Below are 11618 nucleotides of genomic sequence, written 5' to 3'. Positions count from 1 at the left end.
GGCGGGGTGTAGGCGGCGAGCGGGGGGGCCCCGCGGGCCGGCCGGACGGCGTCGTGATCAGACCAGGTCGAACCGGTCCAGGTTCATCACCTTGTCCCAGGCGGCGACGAAGTCCTTCACGAACTTCTCCTTCGCGTCGTCGCTCGCGTAGACCTCCGCGAGCGCGCGCAGCTCGGAGTTCGAGCCGAAGACGAGGTCGGCGCGGGTGCCGGTCCACTTGAGCTCGCCCGTGGAGGCGTCGCGTCCCTCGAAGGTGTGCTGGTCCTCGGAGGTCGCCTTCCACTTCGTGCCCAGGTCGAGCAGGTTGACGAAGAAGTCGTTGGTCAGCGCCCCGGGGGTGTGGGTGAAGACGCCGAGCTTCGACTGCTGGTGGTTCGCGCCCAGGACGCGGAGGCCGCCGACGAGGGCCGTCATCTCGGGAGCGCTCAGGGTCAGCAGGTTGGCCCGGTCGATCAGCAGGTACTCGGCCGGCAGGCGGTTGCCCTTGCCGAGGTAGTTGCGGAACCCGTCGGCGGCCGGTTCGAGCGCGGCGAACGACTCCACGTCCGTCTGCTCCTGCGAGGCGTCCACGCGGCCCGGCGTGAACGGGACCTCCACCTCGAAACCGGCGTCCTTGGCAGCCTGTTCCACCGCGGCCGCGCCGGCGAGGACGATCAGGTCGGCGAGGGAGATCCGCTTGCCCCCGCTCTGGGCGGCGTTGAAGCCCTCCTGGATCTCCGTCAGGGTGCGCAGCACCCGCGCCAGCTGGTCGGGCTCGTTCACCTCCCACCCGCTCTGCGGCTGGAGGCGGACACGCGCACCGTTGGCACCGCCGCGCTTGTCGCTGCCGCGGAAGGACGAGGCCGAGGCCCAGGCCGCGGACACGAGCTGGGGCACGGTCAGGTCGGAGGCGAGGATGCGGCTCTTGAGCGCGGCGATGTCGTCGGCGCCGACCAGCTCGTGGTCCACCGCGGGGAGCGGGTCCTGCCACAGCAGCGTCTCGGCCGGGACCTCGGGGCCGAGGTAGCGCACGACCGGGCCCATGTCGCGGTGGGTCAGCTTGTACCAGGCGCGGGCGAAGGCGTCGGCGAACTCGGCCGGGTTCTCCAGGAAGCGGCGGGAGATCTGCTCGTAGGCCGGGTCGAAGCGGAGCGAGAGGTCGGTCGTGAGCATCGTCGGGGCGTGGCTCTTGGACGGGTCGTGCGCGTCGGGCACGGTCTCGGCCCCCGCGCCGTCCTTGGGCCGCCACTGGTGCGCGCCGGCGGGGCTCTTGAACAGCTCCCACTCGTAGCCGAAGAGGATCTCGAAGAAGCTGTTGTCCCAGGCCGTCGGCGTGTTCGTCCAGGTGCCTTCGAGGCCGCTGGTGATGGTGTCGCCGCCCTTGCCGCTGCCGAAGGTGTTGTTCCAGCCCAGGCCCTGCTCCTCCATGGAGGCGGCCTCGGGGTCGGCGCCCACGTGGTCCGCGGGGCCCGCGCCGTGGGTCTTGCCGAAGGTGTGGCCGCCCGCGATGAGGGCGACCGTCTCCTCGTCGTTCATCGCCATGCGGCGGAACGTCTCACGGATGTCGCGGGCCGCGGCGAGCGGGTCCGGATTGCCGTTGGGGCCCTCGGGGTTGACGTAGATGAGGCCCATCTGGACGGCGCCGAGCGGGCTTTCCAGCTCGCGGTCGCCGGTGTAGCGGGCGTCGTCGAGCCAGGTGGTCTCGGGACCCCAGTAGACGTCCTCGTCGGGCTCCCACACGTCCGCGCGGCCGCCGCCGAAGCCGAAGGTCTCGAAGCCCATCGACTCAAGGGCCACGTTGCCGGCGAGGATCATGAGGTCGGCCCACGAGAGGCTCTGGCCGTACTTCTTCTTCACCGGCCACAGCAGGCGGCGGGCCTTGTCGAGGTTCGCGTTGTCCGGCCAGCTGTTGAGGGGGGCGAAGCGCTGCTGGCCGGCTCCCGCGCCGCCGCGGCCGTCGCTGATCCGGTAGGTGCCCGCGCTGTGCCAGGCCATGCGGATGATGAACGGGCCGTAGTGGCCGAAGTCGGCGGGCCACCAGTCCTGGGAGGTCGTCAGCACCTCGGCTATGTCCCGCTTGACGGCCGGCAGGTCCAGGGTCTTGAACGCGGCGGCGTAGTCGAACTCCTCGCCCAGCGGATTGGCCACGGCGGGGTTCTTGGCGAGGATCTTCAGGTTGAGCCGATCCGGCCACCACTGGCGGTTTCCGCCGCCCTGCGTCGGGTGCGGGGCGCGGTCGTGGGCGACGGGGCAGCCACCTGCGCCCTCCGTCTTGGCGTCTGTGACGACGGCATCATGGTTCTCAGACATGGGAATCCTTCCGGACCAGGCGGATCACGGTGCTCAGGAACTGCGTGGGGTGGAACAGTCGGGCACGCGGCCGCAGGAGGTGGCCGCGGGCCGTCGATCGCTGTGACGCCGGGGTGGTCACCGTCCCGGAGGGTCCAGGGGAGCGGGATGCGGAGGGCCGCGCCTAACCGCCGGCCCCGCGTGGTTCCTCGGCGGAGGTCCGCCACGTCCCTGTCTCCCGCCCGCTCCGGAGTCGGTCTGTCCCTTGGCTGTCAACGAAGCCGATCCTACGATGGACAGAATCCAAGTCAAGAAGAACACCAAACCCATATCCGATCGGATCCCGGACGTTCCCGGGTACATTCGGGGTGTCCCGCCGAGCTGAAGAGGTGAGTCGACATGAGTGACCTTGTGGAACGGCTGCGGGGGCGCGGCTGGCGGATGACGTCCCAGCGGCGCGTCGTCGCGGAGGTCCTCGACGGCGACCACGTGCACCTCACGGCCGACGAGGTGCACGCCCTCGCGATGCGGCGGCTGCCCGAGATCTCCCGTGCGACGGTCTACAACGCCCTGGGCGAACTGGTCTCGCTCGGAGAGGTCGTGGAGGTCTCCACGGACGGTCGCGCGAAGCGGTACGACCCCAACGCCCGCCATCCGCACCAGCACCTGGTGTGCTCCCGGTGCGGCCTCATCCGCGATGTGCACCCGACCGGCAGCCCCCTGGCCGGCCTCCCGGAGGGGGAGCGGTTCGGCTTCACGGTGTCCCAGGTCGAGGTCACCTACCGCGGCCTGTGCCCGTCCTGCGCAGCGGAGCAGACGGCGCGGACGTAGTCGGCGACCAGCGGGTTGCGGTCGCCGCGGCGCCACGCCAGCACCAGTGCGGCCGGGGGCAGGTCGGCCACGGGGACGTACGCGATACCGGGGAGCCGGTGACCGCGCACGGCCTGCTCGGGGACGAACGCCGCGGCGCGCTGCCACAGCACGGCGTGCAGGCACTCGTCCAGCGAACTCACCAGCGGTCCGTCCGGGGCGCCGTGGGGCTCCCAATGGGCCCGGAACACCGGGTCGGTGCCGACGGGCAGCCGTACGCAGACCCGGCCGGCGAGGTCCGCGCGCCGCACGTGCGGGACGCCGGCCAGGGGGTCGGACGCGGGCAGGGCGGCGTAGCACGGGTCGTGCCGCACCGTGCGGACCGACAGGCCCGCGCGGGTGAACGGCGTGAAGGTGATCGCCACGTCGACCCGGCCGGCCGCCAGGCCGAGGGTGGGGTCGCCGAGCCCGCCCTGGACGAGATGGACCGCCACCCCTTCGTGGGCGCCCGTGAAGGACTCCGCGACGGCGGCGGACAGCGCCGCCTCCCCGGGGCCGAGCACCCCCACCCGCAGCACCCGTTCCCCCGCTGCCCGGCGCACCCGTTCACGGGTCCGCTCGGCTGCTTCGAGCAGCATGCGGGCTTCGACGAGCAGCACCTCACCCGGCGGGGTGAGGGTCATGCCGCGCGGCGTGCGCAGGAACAGCGCGCAGCCCAGGTCGGCTTCCAGCTCCCGGATGCGCTGGCTGAGCGGGGGCTGGGACATGTGCAGGCGACGGGCAGCCCGGCCCACATTGCCCTCCTCCGCGACGGCGACGAAGTACCGGAGCTTGCGCAAGTCCATGTCCGGGACGATATCGAAAGGGCGTGCACGGTGATCAAAGCAGTCTTGGACCCGGGCCGCCGGGGCCTGCTTCCATCAGGTCATGACCTACCAACACCCTTCTGACCTGCACCGCGTCGGCCAGATCCGGGATCTGGCGAAGACCGAAGCCGACGCCTTCCTCGCCTTCCACGCCGCCGCCTTCCGTGACGACGGCGTCGTCTCCCGCAAGCACCGCGAACTCGTCGCCCTGGCCGTCGCCACGGCCCAACGCTGTGCCTACTGCATCGACACGCACACCCGCGGCGCCGCCGAGGCCGGTGCGACCGGCCAGGAGATGGCCGAAGTCGCCTTCGTCGCCGCGGCCGTCAGCGCGGGGGGCACCATGGCGCACGCGCTGCTCTCCCACCGCCTCCACGGGGAACGGCAGGAGAACGGGAAGACCGCGCCCACCGGGGAGCACGCCCATGGCTGAGTTCTTCCGACGCCTGTTCACCGCCTGCGGACGGTGCATGGGCGCCTGCCGGCCCGGTCGGCGCAGACGCCGTACCTGACCGGCGGGCCGGGCGGCGTCAGGTCCGGTCCCCGCCCGCGGTGCCCGCGGTCCGGGCTCCGTCGACCAGCGCGGCCGTGCGGACGCCGCCCGCCGCCCGCGCCCCGGCGGGTCTGCTCCCGGTGCCTGACGCGTCTGCGCGCCGCCGGGGTGGTCCCCGGGCACCGGCCTAGGCTCGTGCCGTGCTCAACGTGACCGAGGTCCTCAAGCGGATGGTGATCGGGCAGGCCATGCGCACCGAGGAGCTGGGCGAGACGCTGCTGCCCAAGCGGCTGGCGCTGCCGATCTTCGCGTCCGACCCGCTGTCCTCGGTGGCCTACGCCACGCAGGAGATCCTCGTCGTCCTGACGCTCGGCGGTCTGGCCTACCTGCACTTCACGCCCTGGATCGCGGCCGCGGTGGTCGCCCTGATGGCGGTGGTGGTGGTCTCGTACCGCCAGGTGGTCCACGCCTACCCGACCGGCGGCGGCTCGTACGAGGTCGCCTCGACGAACCTGGGCCCCTCGGCCGGCCTGGTGGTCGCCGCCGCGCTGCTCGTCGACTACGTCATGACCGTGGCGGTGTCGGTCGCGTCCGGGGTGGACAACATCATCTCGGCGCTGCCTTCACTGGCCGGGCACCGGGTGCTGATGGCCCTCGGTTTCGTCGCGCTGCTGACGGCGATGAACCTGCGCGGGGTGCGCGAGTCGGGCCGGCTGTTCGCCGTCCCGACGTACCTCTTCATCGGCGGCGTGCTGATCATGGTGGCCACCGGTCTGTTCCGCTACCTGCTCGGCGACGCCCCGGTGGCCGAGAGCGCCGCGTACGGGATCAGGCCGGCCGGCGGGGACGCGAGCCTGGTGGGGCCGGCCCTGGTGATGCTGGTCCTGCGCGCGTTCTCCAGCGGCTGTACGGCGCTGACGGGCGTGGAGGCGATCTCCAACGGCGTACCGGCCTTCCGCAAGCCCAAGTCCCGCAACGCCGCCACCACCATGGCCGCGATGGGCATCACCGCGGTGGCCATGTTCGCCGGCGTCACCACCCTCGCCGTCCTCGCGCGGGTGCACATCACCGACGACGCCTGCCGGCTCACGGGCCTCGCCGGCGACTGCTCCACGTACACCCAGCGCACCGTGATCGCCCAGCTGGCCTCCGCCGTCTTCGGCGGCACCGACAGCCTCGGCTTCTACTTCCTGCAGGCCGTCACCGCCCTGGTGCTGATCCTGGCCGCCAACACGGCCTTCAACGGCTTCCCGCTGCTCGCCTCGATCCTCGCCCAGCACCGCTACCTGCCGCGCCAGCTGCACAACCGCGGCGACCGGCTGGCCTTCTCCAACGGGATCCTGGCCCTGGCCGTCGTGGCCGGGCTGCTGCTGTGGGGCTACCGGGCGAACGTCAGCAGCCTCATCCACCTCTACATCCTCGGCGTGTTCACCTCCTTCACGCTGTCCCAGACGGGCATGGTCCGGCACTGGAACCGCGAGCTGCGCACCGAGAGCGATCCGGCCGCCCGCCGCCGGCACCAGTGGTCCCGCGCGGTCAACGCCACCGGCGCGGTCATCACCGGCCTGGTCCTGGTGATCGTGCTGATCACCAAATTCACCGAGGGGGCCTGGCTGGCCGTGCTCGCCGCCGTCCTGCTGTGGCTGATGATGCGCGGCATCCGCCGGCACTACGACAGCACCGCCGCCGAGCTCGCGGTCACCGACCCGCATGCGGAACGGCAGTTGCCCTCCCGCGTCCTGGCGATCGTCCTGGTGTCCACCGTGCACAAGCCGACCATGCGCGCCCTGGCCTACGCGCGGGCCTTCCGGCCGGACCGGCTGGAGGCGCTCACGGTGGCCGTGGACCGCGAGGGGCCGGCCCGGCTCCGCGAGCAGTGGGAGGAGTTCGAGATCGACGTACCGCTCAAGGTCATCGACTCCCCGTACCGGGAGATCACCAAGCCCGTCGTGGAGTACGTGCGCTCGGTCCGGCGTGCGGGGCCGCGGGACGTCGTCGCCGTCTTCATCCCCGAATACGTGGTCGGTCACTGGTGGGAGAACCTCCTGCACAACCAGTCCGCCCTGTGGCTGAAGAGCCGCCTGCTCTTCACCCCGGGCGTCATGGTGACGAGCGTGCCCTGGCAGCTGAGCTCCGCTGCCTCCGCCGACCACCCGGTCGCCCGTGCCCCCGGCGCGTACCGCCGCGGCGAGCCCACCCCTCCCCGCGAGGGCGCCGTTTCCCCCGGCACATCACCCTGAACCGGGGCATTCGTCCGCGCTCGGAGGGGGTATCCCCGCTCAGGCGGTACCGCCTGATGGGCCAGATTTTCGAGGGGTTAGCATATGAGCACCGCCTAGCTCGAAAGATAATCCTGTGACTGTCAACGAGGACTCGTTCACCAACTGGAAAAACCGCGAGGAGATCGCGGAGTCGATGATCCCGATCATCGGGAAGCTGCAGCGGGAGCGGGACGTCACTGTCCTGCTTCACAGCCGCTCCTTGGTGAACAAGTCGGTGGTCAGCATCCTCAAGACCCACCGGTTCGCCCGGCAGATCGACGGCGAGGAGCTGTCGGTCACCGAGACCCTGCCCTTCCTGCAGGCCCTCACCACCCTGGATCTCGGCCCGTCCCAGATCGACATCGGCATGCTCGCCGCCATGTACAAGAACGACGACCGCGGTCTGACCGTGGAGGAGTTCACCGCCGGCGCCGTCGCCGGTGCCACGGGTGAGAACAAGATCGAGCAGCGCCGCGAGGGCCGCGACGTCGTCCTCTACGGCTTCGGCCGCATCGGCCGCCTCGTCGCCCGCCTGCTCATCGAGAAGGCCGGCTCCGGCAACGGCCTGCGCCTGCGCGCCATCGTCGTCCGCGGCGGCGGCGAGCAGGACCTGGTGAAGCGCGCCTCCCTGCTGCGCCGTGACTCCATCCACGGCCAGTTCCAGGGCACCATCACCGTGGACGAGGCCAACGGCACGATCGTCGCCAACGGCAACGCGATCAAGGTGATCTACGCCAACGACCCCTCCGAGGTCGACTACACGGCGTACGGCATCAAGGACGCCATCCTCATCGACAACACGGGCAAGTGGCGCGACCGCGAGGGGCTCTCGAAGCACCTGCGTCCCGGCATCGACAAGGTCGTCCTGACCGCCCCGGGCAAGGGCGACGTCCCGAACATCGTGCACGGCGTCAACCACGACATGGTGAAGCCGGACGAGCGCATCCTGTCCTGCGCCTCCTGCACCACCAACGCCATCGTCCCGCCGCTGAAGGCCATGGACGACGAGTACGGCGTGCTGCGCGGCCACGTGGAGACCGTCCACTCGTTCACCAACGACCAGAACCTGCTGGACAACTACCACAAGGCCGACCGTCGCGGCCGCTCGGCGCCGCTCAACATGGTGATCACCGAGACCGGTGCCGCCTCCGCCGTCGCCAAGGCGCTGCCCGACCTCAAGGCGCCGATCACCGGCAGCTCGATCCGCGTCCCCGTCCCGGACGTCTCGATCGCCATCCTCAGCCTGCGCCTCGGCCGCGAGACCACCCGCGAGGAAGTCCTCGACTACCTCCGCAACGTCTCGCTGTCCTCGCCGCTGAAGCGCCAGATCGACTTCACCACCGCCCCCGACGCCGTCTCCATGGACTTCGTCGGCTCGCGCCACTCCTCGATCGTCGACGCCGGCGCCACCAAGGTCGACGGCGACAACGCCATCCTCTACCTCTGGTACGACAACGAGTTCGGCTACTCCTGCCAGGTCATCCGCGTCGTCCAGCACGTCTCCGGGGTGGAGTACCCGACCTACCCGGCTCCGGCGGTCTGATCCCGAGGGCCCGTCCGACCCGCGCTCCGGCCCGGATCCGCTTCCTGCGGATCCGGGCCGCCGTGTTCGGGCTCCCAGGTGAGGGCCCCGGTGCCGAGGGCGAGGGTGGCCCGGGGCCGCATCGGCCCGTCGGCGTCGCGGGCGAGCACCACCAGGCGCTCCACCCGTGTCGCGCTGCCGCCCAGCCGGGCGGTGCACGCGGCGGCGAGCTCGGCGGGGTGGCGGGTCCGGCCGAGGGAGAGGTGCGGGGTGAAGCCCGGCCGCCGCCCCCGGCAGCCCGGGAAGCGCTCCGCCAGGGCGCCGTACAGGCGGGTCCACGGAGCCGTGCCCGCGGCGGCCGGGTCCAGCCAGATCGTGGCGTACTGCCGGTGCCGGAAGAAGCGCACCCCCTCCAGCCGGATCCCGAACGGCTCGCTCTCCCCGGCCGCCTCGGCGAGCAGCGGGGCGGCCCGGGGGAAGGCCTCCTCCGGGACGAAGCCGAACAGCAGGTTGACGTGCGGGGGCCACCGGCGGATCTGCGGGTCGTGCTCCCACCTGATGTCCTGGATCGTCGGCCAGAGCTCCGCCGGAGGGATCCACGCCACCGCCGTCCGCGCCGTGGGCGGGACGTCGAGGGGGAGGGCGGGCGCGGCCCCGCCGTAGTCCGGTCGGGCTTGCACACCGCCATTCTCCGCCCCGGTCGCTCGCGGCTGCGCCCGCAGGAGCCACCGCCGGCCCCACAGTCCCCAAATATCTTGACGTCAAGATTATTCTGCGGCAGGCTACCGCGAAGTATCTCGATATCGAGATACCTGTGTGGGATGCAGGGATACAGGGGAAACGGGGGCCTGACATGCGGCGCGGCGCGGACACCGGCAAGGACCGGCGGCAGGAGACCGGGCTGGTGGCGCAGCTGCGCCGGCCCCCGGGCGGCCGGGACGCCCGGATCATGCTCCTCGCCCAGCTGCTGGACCGCACCGGCACCGGCGTGTGGGCCGCCTCCTCCGTCCTCTTCTTCACCTTCGTCGTGGGCCTGGACGCCGGCCGGCTGGGCCTGCTGCTGGGGGCGGCCGGAGTGGCGGGCATCGCCGGTTCGCCGCTCGCGGGCCACCTGGCCGGCCGCTTCCCGGTGCGCTCGCTGCTGATCTGCTGCCACCTGCTGCGCCTCGGGATGCTCTGCGCCCTGCTCGTCGTCACCCGCTTCGAGCTGCTGCTGGCCGTCGTCGCCCTCACCTCCCTGGGCGACCGGGCGGCCAAGACGCTGGAGATGCTCTTCGCGACCCGCGCCGCCGGCGAGCACCGCGCCACGTACCAGGCCCTGTCGCGCAGTGCGGCGAACGCCGGGTACGCGCTCGGGGCGGGCCTCGCCGCTCTCGGCCTCGCCGTGGGCACCCGCGGGGCCTACCAGGTGCTGATCCTCGCCGACGCGCTGTCCTTCCTCGCCGCCGCTGCGCTGGTGTGGCGCACCCGGGAGCAGCGCGGCCGCACGCTGGTGGCCGCCACCGCCACCGCCACCTCCACCGCCACCGCCACCGCCAAGGACGCGCCGGCGACCGCTCCCCGGCCCGCGCCCAGCCCCTGGCGGGACCGCGGATACCTTCGGTTCGTCCTGCTGGACATCCCGATGAACCTCGACGACTCGATCCTGGGCGTCGGGCTGCCCCTGTGGCTGGTCCACCACACCGACGCGCCCCACGCCCTGGTCCCCGCCTTCCTCGTCCTCAACACGGTGCTGGTCGTCCTCCTCCAGCTGCGGGTGTCGGCCAGGGTCCGGGAGCCCCGGCAGGCCGCCGGCGCCGTCCGGCTGTACGGGCTGACCATGCTCGCCAGCTGCACCCTCCTCGCCCTCACCCCCGGCCACGGGGTCTGGGCCGCCTCCGTCCTCCTGCTCGCGAGCGCGGTGCTGGCCACCACGGCGGAGCTGATGCGGTCGGTGAGCTCCTGGGAACTCGCCGTCTGCCTCGCCCCCGGTGAGGCGAGGGCCGCGTACCTGGGCGTGGCGGGCATGTCCCCCTCCGTGCAGAAGTCCGCCGGGCCGCTGCTGCTCACCGGGGCGGTGATGACGGCCGGGCCGGCGGGCTGGCTGCTGCTCGGAGGGGCGGTCGCCGGGCTGGCCGCCGTACAGCGGCGCACCGCACTGCACCGGCTGGACGCCGTGCCCGGGCCGCAGCCCCGTTCCCGGCTCAGATTCCCCAGCTGACGGGAGAACTTCCCCTATCGATCGGGAACAGCGGATATCTAGCCTCGCTACTGCCTGTCCGCGAGTGGGATCCATGCGATCGAGGGGGAAGTGTGACGGACCGGGAGGTTGGCGTTCTGGCGATCGGTGCGGGTCCGGCGAATCTGGCGCTCGCAGTGGCCATAGAGGAGTCGGGTTCGGCCGAATTGGCGGACGGCACATTGCTGTTGGAACAGAACCCGGACATCACATGGCAGCGTGATCTGCTGATGCCGTGGGCGCGCAGCCAGGTGTCCTTCCTGAAGGACCTGGTGACCCTGCGCAATCCGTGCAGCCGGTTCTCCTTCCTGAGCTTCCTGCACGAGCAGGGGCGGCTGGACGAGTTCGTGAACCTGGGCACGTTCCACCCCTTCCGCTGGGAGTTCTCCGACTACCTCCAGTGGGTGGCGGCCTCGCTGGAGCGGGTGCGGATCCGCTGCGGAGCCCGGGCAGAACGCATCGAACCGGTGCATGCCGAGGACGGGTCGGTGGCAGGCTGGAGCGTGCTGCTGAGCGACGGGGACCGGATCCGGTGCCGCGATCTGGTGGTCGGCGGCGGCCGCGATCCGCGCATTCCGGAGGTGTTCGCGGGGCTGCCCGGGGACCGGGTGATCCACAGCGCGCACTACCGGTCGCGGATCGCCGGGATCCCGAAGGACAAGCCGGTCCGCGCGGTGGTGGTGGGCGGGGCGCAGAGCGCGGCGGAGATGTTCTTCGCCCTCCACGAGAACCTGTCGCACGCTCAGATCACCATGGTCGTACGGTCGATCGGACTGCAGAACTACCAGACCAGCAAATTCGTGAACGAATTGTTCTTCCCCTCCTTCGTGGACGATTTCCACGACACACCGGCGGAAGTCCGTGAACAGCTCCTGGACGAATTGCGGTTCACCAATTACGCCGGTCTCGCGCCGCCGTTCCTGGAAGAGCTGTACACGATGCTGTACCGGCAGAAAGTGCTGGGACCGCAGCGTTCCTCGGTGCGGGCGATGACCGAGGTGGTGGGGGCCCGGGTCGAGGGCGAGGAGGTCGTGCTGGACCTGCGGGACCGGCTGAGCGGCAAGGTCGAGCCGCTGCGCTGTGATCTGGTGCTGCTGGGCACCGGTTACGACCCGCAAAAGCCCGCCCTGGTCCGGGAGCTGGCCGCGCAGGTGGGGCTGGAGGAGGTGACGGTGAGCCG

Annotated in this window: 9 protein-coding genes; 6 read left to right on the top strand and 3 right to left on the bottom strand. The window is 71.5% G+C overall.

The features are described 5' to 3' along the window. Positions 1-57: 57 nt before the first annotated feature. Positions 58-2289: a catalase/peroxidase HPI gene (gene katG / locus ABZ128_RS34975; protein ID WP_356853870.1), complete on the bottom strand. Its 2232-nt coding sequence runs from the start codon at positions 2287-2289 to the stop codon at positions 58-60. Between the two features lie 378 nt (positions 2290-2667). Here katG and ABZ128_RS34970 point away from each other — a divergent pair, with 378 nt between their 5' ends. Continuing rightward, positions 2668-3099, top strand: a complete 432-nt coding sequence (locus ABZ128_RS34970) for a Fur family transcriptional regulator (RefSeq protein WP_356853869.1) — start codon at positions 2668-2670, stop codon at positions 3097-3099. Here ABZ128_RS34970 and ABZ128_RS34965 read toward each other — a convergent pair. Continuing rightward, the gene (locus tag ABZ128_RS34965; RefSeq protein ID WP_356853868.1) at positions 3048-3923 is read right to left on the bottom strand and encodes a LysR family transcriptional regulator; all 876 of its coding nucleotides are present in this window, start codon (positions 3921-3923) and stop codon (positions 3048-3050) included. The genes ABZ128_RS34970 and ABZ128_RS34965 overlap by 52 nt on opposite strands. An 82-nt stretch (positions 3924-4005) precedes the next feature. On the opposite strand from ABZ128_RS34965, the gene ABZ128_RS34960 reads away from it, so the two are divergent. The 3 genes from ABZ128_RS34960 (at position 4006) to ABZ128_RS34950 (ending at position 8241) form a co-directional block, all read left to right on the top strand. Next, complete coding sequence (locus tag ABZ128_RS34960; protein WP_356853866.1) at positions 4006-4377, top strand: carboxymuconolactone decarboxylase family protein; 372 nt, start codon at positions 4006-4008, stop codon at positions 4375-4377. 260 nt (positions 4378-4637) lie between these two features. Then, entirely contained in the window at positions 4638-6677 is a 2040-nt protein-coding gene (locus ABZ128_RS34955; protein ID WP_356853865.1) for an APC family permease, read from the top strand. Positions 6678-6792: 115 nt separating this feature from the next. Then, entirely contained in the window at positions 6793-8241 is a 1449-nt protein-coding gene (locus tag ABZ128_RS34950) for a glyceraldehyde-3-phosphate dehydrogenase (protein WP_356853863.1), read from the top strand. Here ABZ128_RS34950 and ABZ128_RS34945 read toward each other — a convergent pair. Then, entirely contained in the window at positions 8220-8900 is a 681-nt protein-coding gene (locus ABZ128_RS34945) for a 2'-5' RNA ligase family protein (protein WP_356853861.1), read from the bottom strand. The two genes, ABZ128_RS34950 and ABZ128_RS34945, sit on opposite strands and share 22 nt — an antisense overlap. Positions 8901-9073: 173 nt before the next feature. Between ABZ128_RS34945 and ABZ128_RS34940 the strand changes: the two genes are divergently transcribed. Both ABZ128_RS34940 and ABZ128_RS34935 read left to right on the top strand, forming a co-directional pair. Continuing rightward, entirely contained in the window at positions 9074-10420 is a 1347-nt protein-coding gene (locus ABZ128_RS34940) for an MFS transporter (protein ID WP_356853860.1), read from the top strand. A gap of 92 nt (positions 10421-10512) precedes the next feature. Then, positions 10513-11618 (top strand): SidA/IucD/PvdA family monooxygenase (locus tag ABZ128_RS34935; RefSeq protein WP_356853859.1); only part of this gene is annotated, 1106 nt, incomplete at its 3' end.

It is taken from the genome of Streptomyces sp. NPDC006326, from assembly GCF_040612915.1.
Classification (GTDB): domain Bacteria; phylum Actinomycetota; class Actinomycetes; order Streptomycetales; family Streptomycetaceae; genus Streptomyces.
This window is presented reverse-complemented; position numbering and strand designations above follow the sequence as displayed.